Raw genomic sequence first — 15,502 nt, 5'->3', positions numbered from 1 at the left:
ATGAGGGAGGTACGGCGGCGGGGGTGCACTGCGGACTCCTCACGGGAACAAGCAGGGGGCGGCGGGAGAGCGCTCTCTTGGCCGAGAGTGACCGCGGCCCGCACTTCTGTCAAGCCTTGATTTAACTTCTAGGCAATAGTCGGGACAGACTCGGGATACGCCGCCCCGCCCAGGAACGGCTCGACGACCAGCGTGGCCGCCCCCAGCGCCACCGCGTCGGGCCCGAGCCGCCCGAGCACCACCGTCTCCGGCTGGAACGGCTGCGCCTGCGTGTTCGCGGCGGCGGCCGCGCGGATCTCGGCCAGCAGCCGGCCCCCCAGCATCAGGCCCGCCCAGCCGCCGATCACGACGCGCTCGGGGTTGAACAGGTGGACCAGACTCGACAGGCCCACACCGAGCAGCTCGACGCTCTCCCCGATCACCGGCGAGCCCTCCTCCAGCAGCCTGGCCAGCGCGCTCTCCTCGTCGGCCGAGTCGGCCACGACGCCCGCGCGGTCGAGGATCGCCTCGGCCCCCAGGTACGCCTCCAGGCAGCCGCGCGCCCCGCACCGGCAGGCCCGCCCGCCGGCGACGATCTTCAGATGGCCGACCTCGCCGGCGGCCATGCCCGCGCCCCGGTAGATCCGGCCGTCCGTGACCACCGTGCCGCCCACGCCGGAGCCGACCAGGAGGATGATCGCGTCGCGGGTGCCCTGGCCCGAGCCGAACCAGAGCTCGGCCTGCCCCATCGTCTTGGCGCCGTTGTCCACGTACAGCGGCAGCGCGGTGCCGGCCCGCAGCAGCGTGCCGAGCGGCACCGCCTCCCAGCCGAACGTCTTGGCCCGCACCAGCGCGTCGGGGCCGGGCTCGACGATGCCCGGCACGCCGACGCCCACCCCGAGCACCCGCCCGGGCGGCACCTCGCTCTCGGCGATGACCGCGTCCACGCCGGTCAGGATGTGGCGGGCGACCAGTTCGGGGTCGTGCTTGGCCGAGCGGACGGCGTAGTGGGCCCCGGCCCGCACGTTCATCCCCAGGTCGAACAGCTCCACCTTGACCTGGGTCTCGCCCACGTCCACGCCGACCGCGTAGCCGTAGCCGGGGTTCACCTTGAGCAGCACCCGGGGCCGCCCGCCGTCGGAGTCGACCTGGCCGGCCTCCACAATGACCCCGGACTCCAGCAGACCCGCCGTCATGGTGCTGACGGTCGCCGCGCTGAGGCCGGTCGCGGCCGACAGCTCGTTGCGACTGGCGGGCCCGCCGAAATAGAGCGCGCGCAGCAGCATCGCCCGGTTGCCCCGGCGGAGATCGCGTACGGTCCTGCGCCCTGACGTGCCCATCCTCGTCCCGTCCTCTCCGGCGAACCCGCCGCCATGTTAGTTCACGGTTCAAACGTCCTCGCAGGGGGCGGCGAGGCCGGGTGGATGTTACCGATTCGTTTCCTGACTTTCTTCGAGTCTTAGATTATGGTCCGACCATCCCCCCGATGAGGAGTACGACAATGGGCCGAGGACTTGTGCGTGGCGCCGTCGTGGCGATGCTCGCGACCGCGGTGGCCGCATGTGGCGGCGGTGGCGGCGGCGGGCAGGGCGATGGCAAGGAGCTGACGTTCTGGATGTACCAGGACCGCACCCCGCAGGCGGGGCAGGTCATCGAGAAGGTGCGCCAGGACTTCGAGAAGGCCAACCCGGGCGTCACGGTCAAGATCGTCAAGATTCCGAAGGACGACTACAACACCAAGCTCGGCAGCGCCGTGGCCGCCAAGAGCACCCCCGACGCCGGCATCCTCGACCAGCCGCTGGTCTCCAAGTACGCCCTCGACGGCACGATCAAGGAGGTCCCCGCCGGGCTCGTCGACGAGGCCGACTACTACAAGGGCGCCCTCGACACCAACCGCGCGAACGGCAAGCTCTACGGCCTGCCGCAGGACCAGACGACCGTGGCGCTGTTCTACAACAAGAAGCTCGTGCCGGCGCCGCCCAAGACCTGGGACGAGCTCAAGCGGATCGCCGCCCAAGTACACGCCGCCGACGCGAACGTGGCCGGCATGAACGTCCCGAAGGGCGACGGCTACGGCGCCTGGATGTTCCCCGGCATCGTGCACGGCGCGGGCGGCGAGATGGTGGACGACGCCGGCAAGAAGGTGCTGTTCGACCAGCAGCCCGCCGTGGAGGCGCTGCAACTGTGGGTGGACCTGCAGCAGTCGTCGCCCCGCAAGATCACCGACTCCGACAAGCCCTTCGAGAACGGCCTGGCCGCCATGACGATCTCGGGGCCGTGGGACGTGCCGACGATCCGCGAGCAGTTCCCCGACCTGGACTTCGGCGTGGCGCCGCTGCCGTACAAGAGCGAGCCGGCCGGCAACATCGGCGGCGAGGACTCCGTCGTCTTCTCCGCCGGCCCGAACGCCGACCTGGCCTGGAAGTGGCTGGCGTTCCTGGCGAGCGCGGAGCACAACGGCGCGGTCGCCGACGCGTTCGGCGGCTTCCCCGTCCACCTCAAGGCGCAGGTGGCCGCGGGCGGGCCCGAGCAGGCGGCCTTCCTCGACCAGCTCAAGGTGGCGCACGCGCGGCCGGCGGTGCCGCAGTGGATCCAGGTCAACGACGAGATCATCGCCCCGGCGATCGAGTCGGCGCTGACCGGCAAGGCCACCGCGCAGCAGGCGCTGAGCGACGCGGCGGGCAAGACGCGCTCCCTGCTCGGCTGGAACGGCTGACGTGGCCGCACCCGCCCTGGCGGACGAGCGGGTGGCGGCGGGTCACGGCGGGCGGCCCCGCCGCGGGCCCGGCCGCCGCCGCGACCACCTCGTGGGCGTGCTGCTGGTGACGCCCGCACTCGTCTACTTCGTGGTCTTCCTGCTGTATCCGGCCCTGTCGGCGCTCTACTACAGCTTCACCGACTGGAACCTGCGCTCCGACGCGAACTGGGTCGGCCTGGCGAACTACACGGACCTGCTCTTCGACGACGTGAAGTATCCGCACTTCTGGACGTCGGTGCGGGTCACGCTGCAGTACACGCTGATCGCGGTGCCGCTGACGCTGGTGGCCGCGCTGGCGCAGGCGCTGCTGCTGAACGCGATCAGACGCGGCGCCAACCTGTTCCGGCTGCTGCTGTTCCTGCCGGTCGTCACGGCCGAGGCGGCGGTGGGCGCGATCTGGCGCTGGCTGTACGACCCCCAGTACGGCCTGATCAACACGCTGCTCGGCCTGGTCGGCATCCCCGGGCAGAACTGGCTCAACACCCCCGAGCTGGTCATCCCGGCGCTGGCGTTCATCGCGGCCTGGCAGTGCGGCATCTCGATGATCATCTATCTGGCGGGGCTCAAGGGCATCCCCGGCACGATCCAGGAGGCGGCGGTCATCGACGGGGCCGGGCCGTGGCAGCGGTTCTGGCGGGTGACGTTCCCGATGCTCAGGCCGACCACGTTCTACCTGCTCGTGACGGGGGTGATCGCGGCGCTGCAGGTGTTCGGGCTGGTCTACGTGATCTTCTCCGGCAACGGGCGCAGCGTCACCGGCGGCCCCGAGCAGTCGGGCCTGACCTACGTGCTGCACCTCTACCTGTTCGCCTTCCGCTACGACGCGATGGGGGCGGCCTGCGCGATGTCGTTCATCCTGCTGGTCTTCATCGTGATCGTGACGGCGCTGCAGTTCCGCTTCGTCAGGCAGGAGGCGTCGTGAGGAAGGCGTCCATGTACGCGGCGCTGGCGCTGCTCGCGGCCGTGTCGGTGGTGCCGTTCCTGTGGATGCTGGCCACCTCGTTCAAGCACGGGCAGGACATCTACACCAAGGTGCCCAACCTGCTGCCGCTGGACAGGAAGACCGGCGAGTGGGCGGCCACGCTGGGCAACTACGACTACGTGCTCAACGTCGGCGGGCTGGGCGGCGCCTTCGTCAACAGCGTCTGGGTGTGCGCGGTGCTGGTGCCGGCCAAGCTGCTGATCGACGCGCTGGCCGCGTACGCGTTCGCGCGGATCCCCTTCCCCGGGCGCGACCGGCTGTTCGTGATCATGCTGGGCGGCATGATGGTGCCCGCGATCACGCTGCTGGTGCCGCGCATCCACGTCACCCAGTCGCTGGGCATGTTCGACACCGGGTGGGGGCTGATCGTCCCGAACATCGCCTCGGTGCTGGACATCTTCCTGATGCGGCAGTTCTTCCTGTCGCTGCCGGCGGAGCTGGAGGAGGCCGCGCTGATCGACGGCGCGGGCCGGATGCGGATCTTCTGGACGATCGTGCTGCCGTTGTCGAAGCCCGTGCTGGCGGTCGTGACGATCACGAGCTTCCTCTACCACTGGAACGACCTCGTCTGGCCGCTGCTGGTCACCAACGACCCCGAGCTGTACACGCTGCCGCTGGCGTTGCAGCAGCTCGTGGCCAGTCCTGACGGCGGTCGCGCGTACTACATCATGGCGGGCGCCACGCTCGCCGTCCTGCCCGTGATCGGCGTGCTGCTGGTCTTCCAGCGCCGCATCCTTCAGGGCATCGCCTTCACCGGCCTCAAGGGCTGAATCTTAAGGAACCAGGAGGAAATCACTGTGGTCATCGAGGTCCGCGACGGGGTCGCCGTCGTCGACGGCGTGCCGCGGGTGCTCGTCACCGCCGACTATCCGTACTATCGCGACGATCCGGCCGTGTGGGCCGATCGGCTGCGTGCGGTACGGGACGAGCTCGGGATCGAGGTGATCACCTGTTACCTGCCCTGGCGGCACCACCAGCCGGAGGCGGGCGCGGCCCCCGACTTCACCGGCCGCACCCATCCGGCCAGGGACGTCGTCGGCTTCCTGGCGCTCTGCCACGAGCTGGGGCTGCGGGTGATCGCCAAGCCGGGTCCGTTCGTGCACGCCGAGCTGAGCTACGGCGGGCTGCCCGACTGGGTCTGCCCGGACGCCGACCCGTCGATCGAGCCGCTGCTCGACGCGGCCGGCGCGCCGGCCTGCTGGGACGACGGCGCGGCCATGCGCCCGCTGCCGGCGCCGTTCGGGACGGCGTTCCTGGCCATGACGACGCGCTGGCTGGCGAGCGTGGGCAAGGAGGTGCTGCCCGGCGCCGGCGCGGTGGTGGCGCTGCAGATCGCGAACGAGGGCGTCTACACCAGCGGGGCGCTGCCGCTGACGGCCTACGACTACAGCCCCTCCGGGATCGCGTTCCACCGGGACCGGCTGCGGTCCTGGTACGGCACGCCCGAGGAGTACAACGCACTGCACGGCACCGGCCACGCCGACTGGGCGGAGATCGAGCCGCCAGGGCCTGCCGCCGGCCCGCTCGCCCAGGCCGACTGGGGGCGCGCGCACGCCGAGTACCTGGCGCGCGTCTACCGCGTCTGGGCGCGGGCGGTCGGCTCGGACCTGCCGGTCCTGGTCAACCTGAACCCGCCGACCGTGCCCGAGCTGGACGACTGGCTGGCCAGGGTCAGGCCGGAGCTGTGGGGCGAGATCTCCTACGGCTTCACCAACTGGATGGGCGTCGTGTCCGCCGACCCCGCCGCGCAGGCCCGCTACGTGATCGCCGCCAAGCGCGCCCCCGGGCCGAACCTGGAGGAGAACTGGGGCTTCGCCGAGCTGTACGACCCCGCCTACATCGACGGCGCGACCAGCTTCCACCAGTCGCTGCTGGCGCTGGCGGCGGGGGCGACCGGGTTCAACGTCTACACGGGGGTGGCCACGTCGGGGTGGGGGCCGGAGCTCGACGCGGCGCACACGGGGGTCTATCCGGACTGCGCGCCCGTGGACGCGGGCGGCACGGCGACCTCGAAGGCGCCGGTGGTGCGGGCGCTGGCGGACTTCTTCGCCGCGCACGGGGCCGAGTTCCTGGAGTGCGTCCCGCGGCGGAGTGAGGCGTTCGGGCTGTATCTCCCCTATGCCGGGATCGCCGCGCTCTCGGGAGGCACCGAGGGGCCCGGGTGCGGGCGGGCGCTGCTGGCCTTCCACGAGCGGATGCGGGCGCGGGGGCTGGACTACGGGCTGGTCGAGCTGGAGAGCGCGACGCCGGAGGAGCTGGCCGCCTACCGGTCGCTCACCGTGCCGGGCGGTCCTTTCCTGCACCGGCGGGTGCAGGAGCTGCTGGCCGGGTACGCGAAGGCGGGCGGCGTGGTGCTGGTGGACGGGCCGGTGCCGGAGCTGGACGAGCGGCTGGAGCCGTACGCGCTGCTCGCCCCCTTCGCCACTCCCATGCCCGCCGCCCCCGCGCCGCCGGATGGGGACAACCTCGTCCTGTACGGGGAGGCGGACGCGTACCTGCGCAGCCACCCCGACGGGGACGTGCACTACCTCGTCGTGCTCGTCCGGACGGGCAACGAGGGGCCGATCGGCCTGCGCACCCCGTACGGGACCGTGGAGGTCGTCGCCGCCGAGGGCGGCGGCGCGGTGCTGCGCCTGGCCGGCGGCGAGATCGGCGACGTGGTGGTCAAGGGCGTCAACGCCTACCTGGACTGCGCCGTCGAGGCCAGCGTGCGGCTGGACGGCGTACGCACCGGCGCCGCCGGCCCCGGCGATCTGGTCAGGATCGGTGGTTTCATCGGCTGACGAAAGTCCGTCATATCCCGGGGAAACGACGCGTATTTCGCCGCCGCCGCCGTCGCTCTGCTCCTCACGCGGGGGACCCGTCCCGCACGGAGAGGAGATCGGAAAAAAATGGCGACCGGAGAGTTCCAGGTGATGAAAGTGCCGGCCGAGCAACTGGCCGGCATTCTTCACGGCCAGGTTGTCGATCCCGGAGCTCAACCCACGAACGTCGTTCACCGGGGCGAGGGCTGGACCGTGGACGTGAGCTGGGAGGTCACCGGTGAGCTGGTCGACTGGCTGACGGGACGATGGCAGTTGGAGATCATCGCGGATCTGCTGGGCGGTGGTGAGTCGCGGCATCCGTCGCCTCCCGTGGAGATGACCTTCACCCCCGGCTCGGGCCGCTACACCGCTTCGATCCCCATGCGCGGCCAGCTCGCCCCGGGCACGTACGACCTGGTGGTCAACCTCACCACGACGACGGCCGCCGGCACCGCGGGGGCGCTCGGCGGATTCGTGGTGATCAGCAAGATCATGGTTAAGGAATGAGCGGCGCCGCTCCGGGCCGGGCGCCCGGGGCGGCGCGCTGCAAGCTTGCCGCAAGCGGGCGCTCCTACGCTCCTGCCCGGCGGTCACGGGGCTTCGAGGCCGCCGGACTGTATCTGACGCCACCCGAAGGCGCTCTTATCCCCATGAGCGCGCCACGGGGGCGACGGGACCAGCCGATTGGGAGACCTCATGTCCGAGCCGACCGCGGTGACCGCGGACGACGTACTGCGCATCGCGGCCTACAAGGACCGCGACGCGGCACTCGAAGCGATGGTCATCGCCTACAGCTATCACCGTGTGGCCACCGACCTCGCCGTACGCCTGGGCCGCGCGGCCAACAACTGGTACTGCTACGCCACCTGGACCTCGAAGGCCATCGGGGAGAGCCTCGACCTGGGTCCTGACTCGCCGTTCATCGAGGACTTCGGCCGCCGCCTGCGGGTGCCGCAGCGCTTCAAGCGGCTGTTCCGGGCCACGCTGCTCACCTTGCTCGGGCCCAGCTACCAGCTCGGGCTGGCGCTGGCCAACCGGGCCATCTTCCTGGAGACCGCCAGCCTCGCGGTCAACCTGTGGAACGACACCCCCGACCGCTACCTCAAGGTCAGCCCGGAGTCCGAGCTGACGCCCGAGCCGCCCGAGTTCTTGACCGGCCTGCTGTCGCCCGCCGACCCGCGTTACCTGAAGGACGCGGCGCAGCTCATGGTCGAGGCCGCGCGGACCGAGGATCCGGTGGCCAGGGGCGAGCTGCTGTTCGGCGCCAACATCGCGCTGTCGGCGTACGAGCAGGCGCGCGCGCAGGCGGCGCTGGAGCTGGTGCTCTACCGGCCGGTCCGCTGGATGACCCGGGTGTCGTGGCGTTCGCTGCGCTCGCTGGTCACCCGCAAGCCGTTCCAGCGGTTCAAGCTGTACGCGGCGAGCCACGCCGACCAGCCCTGGCTGACCCGCAAGCTGGAGGACCTGTGGTCCTCGCTCTACACCCGCCACCTGTTCGCCGTCGCCACGCCGCTCAGCGACATCAAGGTCGGCAAGCCGCTGACGGCGCCGGCCGGCGTGGACATCGACCGGGCGTGGGCGCCGATCCAGAACGAGAAGGTGCGCAAGCTGGCCGAGGAGTTCATCACCGACGACCGCGAGGCCGCCACGGCCGGGGTGCGCGACTGGGTGTCCTACCCCGACCGGATGCGCTTCATCGTCAGCTACTTCCGCGTCTACCAGAACGTGGAGGCCCTCTACCGGGTGCCGTTCGACGAGAAGATCGCCGAGGGGCTGGCCGAGGAGATGACGCGGGGGCTCGTGCCCGAGGCCGTCAGCGTGATGTTCGACAGCTTGCCCGGGCTGCGGCGCCGGCGCCGGTTCTACGCCTATCCGGCGGAGACCACCGACCCGGACGCGCACGAGATGGCCCACTTCGACTTCGAGCCGTTCCTTGAGGCGATCCCGCTCGACGCCGTCACCGAAGAGGCCTGACCGACCCGATCAACCAGACATGACCGACCGAGAAGAGATCAGTCCAGGAAGTCGCGCGTGATCTCGCGGGCCTGGAGCAGCCCGCGCAGCTTCGCGAAACAGCGGGCACGGGTGGGCCCGATGCTCCCGACCGGCCTGCCCAGCCTGCGCGCCACGTCCACGTAGTGCGGCTCGGAGGTTTCCGTGAGCGCCCTGAACAGCACCCGCTGCGCCGCCGGCAGCTCCTCGACCAGCTCGGCCAGCGTGCCGGCCAGCCAGATCCTGGCCAGCTCCCTGTCGACGTCGTCGGTGCTGCCGAGCGAGTCGAGGTCGGGTGTGCAGATCTCCTTCGTCCGCCTGGTGAGCTTGAGGCACTCGCGGAAGGCGATCGTGGCCAGCCAGCCGGCCATCCGCTGGCCGTCCTCGACGCTGCGCAGGTTCTGCCAGGCCAGCAACCACGTGGTCTGCAGCACGTCCTGGGCGTCCTCGTGGCTGAGCCGGAAGCGGCGGATGCGCGCGCGCAGCATCGGGCTGAACTCCTCGACCAGCCGTTCCCAGGCCACGGTGTCGCCCTCCTGGGCGGCGGACACGAGGGCGGCGGTGTCGAGGCGTTCGATGGTGTCCAACTGCATGTCTTTCTCCCCGCCGGTCCGGTTTCTCGGGGGGCCAATTCCGGCCGGCTACCTCACCGTGCGCCGGATGATCCGAAAAGACTGTCTCGGAAGTGACAGTGCGCGTGTGGTCCTCGTCACATTCCGGAGATCGGCAACGGGAGGCTGTCCGCCCGTGGAATGCGTCCTAGAGTTCTTGCATGAACGCGCGCAGCGGGCTTCCCCACGACGTCGAGCCGGTCGCCGCCGTGCTGGCGGAGATCCCGTTGTTCCGCGTTCTGGGGGAGAAGGGCATCAGGAGCACGGCCCAGGCGGGGGTGTCGCGGCGCTACCGCGCGGGGCAGATCATCTTCCACCAGGGCGATCCTGGAGAATCGCTCTTCGTCCTGCTGGACGGGCTGGTGAAGGTGGTGTTCACCACCGAGCACGGCGACGAGATCGTGCTCAACATGCTCAGCCGCGGCGACACCTTCGGCGAGATGGCGCTGCTCGACGGCTCGCCGCGGTCGGCCTCGATCACGACCGTGCGGCCCGCCTGGGTGTTCGCGCTGCCGCGGGCCCGGCTGCTGGAGCTGATGCGCGAGCATCCCGGGCTGGCCGACGAGTTCCTGCGGCTGCTCGGCCGCATGGTCCGCCGGCTCACCGACCAGGCGGCCGACCTCGCCTTCCTCGATCTGGGCGGGCGGCTGGCCAAGCTGCTGCTGCAACTGGCCGACAAGCACGGCCAGTCCGACGGGGTGGTCGACCTGCCCGGCCTGACCCAGTCCGACCTCGCCGCCCTGATCGGCGCGTCGCGGCCCGCGGTCAACCGGGCGCTGCAGTCGCTCGTGTCGCGCAACCTCATCGCCGTCAAGGGGCGGACGATCACGCTGCTGAATGTCGCCGCCCTGCGGAAACGGGGCGGCCTCTGACCGGATCTGGAGTACGGGGCACATGAACGATCACGACGAGCGCTGGCCTGAGGAGAGGTTCCGGCAGCTTCGCCGGCAGGCCGACCCTGACATCGACAAGGTCGTGGCCGAGTACCTGGCGGCGCAGCCGGCCGGGAAGAGCGCGCTCGACCTGGTGAAAGCCGTGGTCGCCGAGCTGGGCGAGGCCAAGCGGGAGGCCAGGGAGCCGTCCGGCGAGTCGCCCGCCCACGAGATCTTCGACGCGCTCGACTTCGCCAGGGACCTGCCGGACTGGGGGGACGACCGGGAGCTGCTGGCCAAGGGGCAGGCCGTGTTCTCCGACTACGGGCTCTACCAGTCGGCCGCGCTGTTCTTCGCCTGCCTGCCGATGGCGTACGCGGAGACGTCCAGCGCCAGGGTGCTGGCCGGCGTCTCCAACCTGGCCACCCACCACATGACCCGCCGGGTGGCGGAGACCGGCCAGATGCTGGTGGACGTGATGGGGCTGAAGTCCACCGGCAGCCTGCAGCCGGGCCGGCCGGGCCACACGACGGCGATCGGGCTGCGCATCCTGCACTCGTTCGTACGGGCTCTGGTCGAGGAGCGTTACGCCGGCCGGTGGGACACCGAGCGGCACGGCCCGCCGGTGAACCAGGAGCTGCTGCTGGCCACGCTCTTCGACTTCTCCGTGGTGACATGGGAGGCGATGGAGACCATGGGGGTGACGCTCAGCGACGAGGAGCGCGCCGCCAACCTCTACACCTGGAGCGTCTTCGGCCACCTCATGGGCATCGAGGTGTGCCGCGACGGCCCCCTCACGCTCGACGACGTCGAGCCGATCAGCGCGCGCCTGGGCCGCCTGCTCGAACCCAGCGACGAGGGCGTCAGGCTGATGGGCGTGCTGCTGAAGGAGATGGAGGCGTTCATGCCGCTGGGCTGGCGCAAGCTGCCGCGCAGCCTGGTGCACTGGATCTTCCGCGACGCCGCCCACGGCGCCGACCGGGTGCCCGAGCTGCTCGACGTGCCCCCGCCGGCCTGGTGGTTCACGGCGCTGTTCCGGCTGGCCCGAGAAGCTAACAGGGGCACGTGGCTGGCCCGCCCGGTGGACTCTGTGGTTCGCTGGCTGGTACGCAAGTCCGGGCGGCACATCGTGGTCGCTCTGATCGACCGCCATTCCGGCGGGCAGGCGGCGTTCAGGATCCCTCCGGAGCTGGCCCGCGCGTGGCGGATCAGGCGTTCCGGCACCGCGGTGAGGACCCGCGCGATCCGCCGCACGGTCCGCCGCACGCTACGAGCGCCCGCCCAAGGGCGGAAAGGGCCGCACTAGTGACCGCCGACCGCGCGCACGAGCCGGGCACGCTCACCACCGCGACCATCCTGTTCACCGACGTGGTCAGCTCCACCGCGTTGCGGATCAGGCTCGGCGAAGAGCGGGCCAACGTCGTCTTCCGCCGCCTGTACGAGCTGCTGCGCTCGGTGGTGACGGCCAGCGGGTCGTCGTTCACCAAGAGCCTGGGCGACGGGCTGATGGCGGTGTTCGACTCGGCCACGGCCGGGCTCGACGCGATCATCGCGGTGCAGCAGGCCGTGGCCGACGAGAACGAGCGGGCCCAGGAGAAGATCTCGATCAGGGCGGCGCTGGCCGCCGGCGACGTGTGCTGGGGTCACGACGACGTGAGCGGGCTGCCGACGGTGGAGGCGGCCCGGCTGGTCGCGGTGGCCGAGGGCGGGCAGGTGCTCTGCACCGACCTGGTGCGGCGGCTGGCCCAGGGGCGCAGCCGGCACGAGTTCAAGGATCTCGGACGGCTGCCTGGCAAGGGGCTGCGCGAGCCGATGCACACCTACGAGCTGCACTGGCAGAGCGCCGACCACCACCTCGGCGCCGGGCTGGCGCCGTGGCTGGACGAGCGGGGGCTGCCGTTCGTGGGCCGGGAGGAGCAGTTGCGGACGCTGGACGCGGAGCTGGCGGCGGCCGAGTTCGGCGGCAACCTGGTGCTGTTGCAGGGCGAGCCGGGGGTGGGCAAGACGCGGCTGGCCTCCGAGGTGGCCAGGCGGGCGCTCAAGCGGCAGTTCACGGTGCTCGCGGGGCGGTGCACGGATCCGGCGCGCAAGGCGTACGAGCCGATCGCCGGAGCCGTCGAGCGGCTGGCCCGCACCTCGCCGGCGCTGCTGCTGCGGGCCGGGATCGACCAGCAGTGCGGCCAGCTCGTGCGCCTCGCGCCGTCGCTGGCCGCGCCGCCGCTGTCGCTGGAGGTGCCGCCCGCCACCGAGCCCGTCTCCGAGCGCTACCACCTGCTGGCCGCGGCCCGCACGCTGATCGAGCGCCTGGCCACCGTGCGGCCCGTGCTGCTGGTCGTCGACGACCTGCAGTGGGCCACGCTGGAGTCGCTGCAGATGCTCAACGCCCTCATGTGGGACGCCGACGCGCTGCCGCTGCTGGTCCTCGCGATGTCGCGGCCGGTGCCGGTCGAGTCGGCCATGCCGGAGCTGCACAAGCTGACCGCCGACGCCCGCGTCGTCCCGGTGCCCGCGTTCGGGCCCGACGAGGTCTCCCACGCGCTGACGGAGGCGCGCGCCGCCGGCGACGCCTCGGTGCTGCACCGGATCACCGGCGGCAACGCGTTCCTCATCAGCGAGGTGATCAGGGAGCTGGCCGCGGGCAAGGACCTGGACGCGCTGGCCGTGCCCGACTCGGTCATCCGGATGGTTCTGGCCCGCCTGTCGCAGCTGCACCCCGACGCCAGAGACCTGGTCAGCCTGCTGGCCGTCGGCGAGCGCATGTCCTCGGCCGAGCTGCGGCACGGGCTCGGCCTGGACGAGGCGCGCTTCGTGGCCGCGGCCGAGGAGGCGATGGGGGCGGGCCTGGTGACCATGCTGGACAACGGGTCCTGCCACTTCTCCCACGAGCTGACCAGGAACGCCCTCTACTCCACGCTGTCGGCGCCGCGCGCCGCTCTCCTGCACGGCCGGGTGGCCGACGCGCTGTCCCAGACGGACCCGCAGGCGATGCGGTCGCGGCCGTACGTGGTGGCCACGCACCTGCTGGCCGCCGCCGAGCACGGCAGCGCCCGCGCCCGGGTGGGCGCGGCGGCGGACGCGGCCGTGCTCGCCGCGCAGCACGCACTGGCCGGACTGGCGCACCGCGAGGCGGTCACCTGGTACCAGCGGGCGCTCGGCCTGCTGCACGACTCCCCCGGCGGCACCGTGGAACGGCGGGCCGAGCTGCTGGTCGACTGCGGCCGGGCGATGTGGCTGGCCGGGCACCCCGAGGCCAGGCGGACGCTGCTCGACGCGGCGGCGCTGGCCCGCGAGTGCGGGCGGCACGACCTGGTCGTCACCGCGGCGCTCAGCGGCAACCGGGGCTCCAGCATCTCGCCCGCGCCCGACCGGCAGCGGATCGAGCTGCTGACCGAGGCGCGCAAGGTGGTCGACTCCACCGACGTCAGCACCAGGGCGCTGCTGGCCGCCCAGCTCGCCTCCGAGCTCATCTGGGCGCCCGACGGGGAGCGGCGCTTCGCGCTGAGCGACGAGGCGGTCGCGCTGGCCCGCAAGTCCGGCGACCCGCGCACGCTGGCCGGCGTGCTGGGCATGCGCAGCCTGACCATCATCCCGGCCGACCCGCTGCACCAGCGCCACCGCGACGGTGACGAGATGCTGGAGGCGGCCCGCAGGACGGGTGACGACCTGGTGCTGTTCCACGCGTACATGCAGCGCACTCCCCCGGTACTCGACGGCGGCGACGCGGCCAAGGCCGCCCTGCTGCTCGACCAGGCGGAGGAGCTGGCGCGCCGGCTCGGGCAGCCCCAGCTCACCTGGCTGATCGGCTACTCCAAGGCCGGCCTGACCCTCATGCAGGGCGACCTGGCCCAGGCCGAGTCGGAGGCGGAGTCGGCGCTGCGGCTGGGCTCGCAGATCGGCTACCGCCTGGACGCGATGGCCTTCTACTCCGAGCAGATCGCCGAGATCAGGCGGCTGCAGGGACGGCTGTGGGAGCTGCGCGACCGGCTGCGCAAGGCCGGCCGGGCGCCGCGGGCCGACCCGGTGCACGCGGTGCTGCGGTACCTGTGCGAGCTCGACGACGAGGAGGCCGGCCCGCTGCTGGACCGCATCCTCGCCTACGGGGGCGCCACGCCGCCGCGCAACATGGCCCACAGGCCCGCCCTCGACAACCTCGCCGTGGCCGCCGCGCGGCTGGGCCGGTCCGAGCTGGCCGCGACGCTGTACGACGCGCTGGCCGCCGACGGCGAGACGTTCGGGCACGGCACGGTGGCCCACCACTGCGGGCACCACTACCTGGCCCACCTGTGCCTGGCGATGGGCGAGCCGGCCAGGGCGGCCGCGCACTTCGAGGCGGCGGCCGAGGTGCACGAGCGGCAGGGGGTGCCGCTGATGCTGGCCGAGTCGCTGCTCGACTGGGCCGGGCTGCTGGACTCGGGCGAGGTGTCCGGGCCGAAGGGGGCGGATCTGCGCGGGTGGTGCCGTACGTTGCTGGCGGGCCGGGGGGCGCTGCTGCTGGAACGGCGCCTGTCCGCGTAGGTCAGGGTGTCAGCGTAGGTCAGGGGGCGGCCGGACGGAGGGAGAGCGTCCGACCGGCCTCGATGGCCTCGCGCACGCTCTTGGCCAGCGTCTGCTCCAGCGCGTCGCCGTGCGCCTCCAGTTCGCGCATCCCGTCGGCGTCGTCGGTGTGCGCCAGCAGCGCCCGGTACTTGTCGTTGTCGGCCAGCGCCGCCTGCGCCCTGAGCGCCGCGTCGGCCTCCTGGACCCGGCGGGCGTACCGTTCCAGGCTCTGGACCCGGGCCGTCACGGACGCCACCGAGCGGCGCAGCGCCTCCTGCTGCGGCTCCAGCACGGCCCGCAGCTCGGGCGTCACGACGCCCCGCATGGCGCGGTCCTGTTCGTGCTGCAACTGGGTCTGGACCCGCAGCAGCAAGGCGATCTCCCAGATCTGCCGGGGCAGCAGCACCTCGTTGGCCAGCCCGTCCAGCAGCCGCTGGTACATGACCTGCGAGGTGTAGACGGACATGACCGCCCTTCTGCCGCGTTCCAGGAGGGCCCTGGCGGGCGGCGACAACTCCGGCACCAGCACGAACCGGTCGCGGTAGGCGGCGCGCGACGCGCCCAGCCCGAGCCTGGGGATGAAGGAGTCGATGACGACCAGTCGTTCCCGCTCGCTCAGGCCGGGGTCGGTGACGAGGTCGACGGTGCGCTTGACGTGCTCGCGTTCCCTGGCCAGCAGGACGCGCTCCTCGTCCGCCGCCGACCTGCGGCGCCGCAGGTCGTGGACGACCACCACCCCGCACAGGCCGATCACGGCGAGCAGGACGGCGGCGACCGTGGCGGCGGGGCCGCTCGTCACGTACACGAGGAGGGTGCCGGCCAGGACCGTGACGACGAACACGACCGAGACCAACGCGTATCCGCAGCCCTTGGCCACACCGTCTCCCTCTGAGCGAGTTCCCGAAGTGCCCTGAGGGTCACAATAGCCCGCTATTTCCGGCAGATCACGGCATAGCGGGATGTGTTGG

General features: G+C 71.8%; 12 protein-coding genes. 9 read left to right on the top strand and 3 right to left on the bottom strand.

Annotated features, from left to right (window positions below):
* Positions 1–128: 128 nt before the first annotated feature.
* Positions 129–1,319: an ROK family transcriptional regulator gene (locus tag ABFX54_RS42950; protein ID WP_346112703.1), complete on the bottom strand. Its 1,191-nt coding sequence runs from the start codon at positions 1,317–1,319 to the stop codon at positions 129–131.
* 161 nt (positions 1,320–1,480) lie between these two features.
* On the opposite strand from ABFX54_RS42950, the gene ABFX54_RS42945 reads away from it, so the two are divergent.
* The 6 genes from ABFX54_RS42945 (at position 1,481) to ABFX54_RS42920 (ending at position 8,497) form a co-directional block, all read left to right on the top strand.
* Positions 1,481–2,695: an ABC transporter substrate-binding protein gene (locus tag ABFX54_RS42945; RefSeq protein WP_346112702.1), complete on the top strand. Its 1,215-nt coding sequence runs from the start codon at positions 1,481–1,483 to the stop codon at positions 2,693–2,695.
* Position 2,696: 1 nt separating this feature from the next.
* Positions 2,697–3,659 (top strand): carbohydrate ABC transporter permease, encoded by a 963-nt coding sequence (locus tag ABFX54_RS42940; RefSeq protein ID WP_346112700.1) that lies wholly within the window; start codon positions 2,697–2,699, stop codon positions 3,657–3,659.
* Positions 3,656–4,489: a carbohydrate ABC transporter permease gene (locus tag ABFX54_RS42935; protein WP_346112699.1), complete on the top strand. Its 834-nt coding sequence runs from the start codon at positions 3,656–3,658 to the stop codon at positions 4,487–4,489. The genes ABFX54_RS42940 and ABFX54_RS42935 overlap by 4 nt, the downstream gene beginning before the upstream one ends.
* A 27-nt stretch (positions 4,490–4,516) precedes the next feature.
* Positions 4,517–6,502 (top strand): beta-galactosidase, encoded by a 1,986-nt coding sequence (locus ABFX54_RS42930; protein WP_346112698.1) that lies wholly within the window; start codon positions 4,517–4,519, stop codon positions 6,500–6,502.
* 108 nt (positions 6,503–6,610) lie between these two features.
* The gene (locus tag ABFX54_RS42925) at positions 6,611–7,030 is read left to right on the top strand and encodes a hypothetical protein (protein ID WP_346112697.1); all 420 of its coding nucleotides are present in this window, start codon (positions 6,611–6,613) and stop codon (positions 7,028–7,030) included.
* Between the two features lie 189 nt (positions 7,031–7,219).
* Positions 7,220–8,497 carry a hypothetical protein gene (locus ABFX54_RS42920; protein WP_346112696.1) on the top strand — a complete coding sequence of 426 codons (1,278 nt, stop codon included), beginning with the start codon at positions 7,220–7,222 and terminating at the stop codon, positions 8,495–8,497.
* Positions 8,498–8,535: 38 nt separating this feature from the next.
* Here the strand turns inward: ABFX54_RS42920 and ABFX54_RS42915 are convergent, their stop codons facing one another.
* Entirely contained in the window at positions 8,536–9,108 is a 573-nt protein-coding gene (locus ABFX54_RS42915) for an RNA polymerase sigma factor (RefSeq protein WP_346112695.1), read from the bottom strand.
* 179 nt (positions 9,109–9,287) lie between these two features.
* Between ABFX54_RS42915 and ABFX54_RS42910 the strand changes: the two genes are divergently transcribed.
* Genes ABFX54_RS42910 through ABFX54_RS42900 form a run of 3 tightly spaced genes read left to right on the top strand, consistent with a single transcriptional unit; the run spans position 9,288 to position 14,513 of the window.
* On the top strand, positions 9,288–9,998 hold the full coding sequence (locus tag ABFX54_RS42910) for a Crp/Fnr family transcriptional regulator (protein ID WP_346112694.1): 711 nt from the start codon (positions 9,288–9,290) through the stop codon (positions 9,996–9,998).
* 22 nt (positions 9,999–10,020) lie between these two features.
* Positions 10,021–11,304 (top strand): oxygenase MpaB family protein, encoded by a 1,284-nt coding sequence (locus tag ABFX54_RS42905; protein WP_346112692.1) that lies wholly within the window; start codon positions 10,021–10,023, stop codon positions 11,302–11,304.
* Positions 11,304–14,513 (top strand): ATP-binding protein, encoded by a 3,210-nt coding sequence (locus tag ABFX54_RS42900; RefSeq protein ID WP_346112691.1) that lies wholly within the window; start codon positions 11,304–11,306, stop codon positions 14,511–14,513. The genes ABFX54_RS42905 and ABFX54_RS42900 overlap by 1 nt, the downstream gene beginning before the upstream one ends.
* A 19-nt stretch (positions 14,514–14,532) precedes the next feature.
* On the opposite strand, the gene ABFX54_RS42895 is transcribed toward ABFX54_RS42900, so the two are convergent.
* Entirely contained in the window at positions 14,533–15,411 is an 879-nt protein-coding gene (locus ABFX54_RS42895; RefSeq protein ID WP_346112689.1) for a hypothetical protein, read from the bottom strand.
* Positions 15,412–15,502 lie beyond the last annotated feature (91 nt).

Source organism: Nonomuraea maheshkhaliensis, assembly GCF_039529435.1.
Taxonomy (GTDB): domain Bacteria; phylum Actinomycetota; class Actinomycetes; order Streptosporangiales; family Streptosporangiaceae; genus Nonomuraea; species Nonomuraea maheshkhaliensis.
This window is presented reverse-complemented; position numbering and strand designations above follow the sequence as displayed.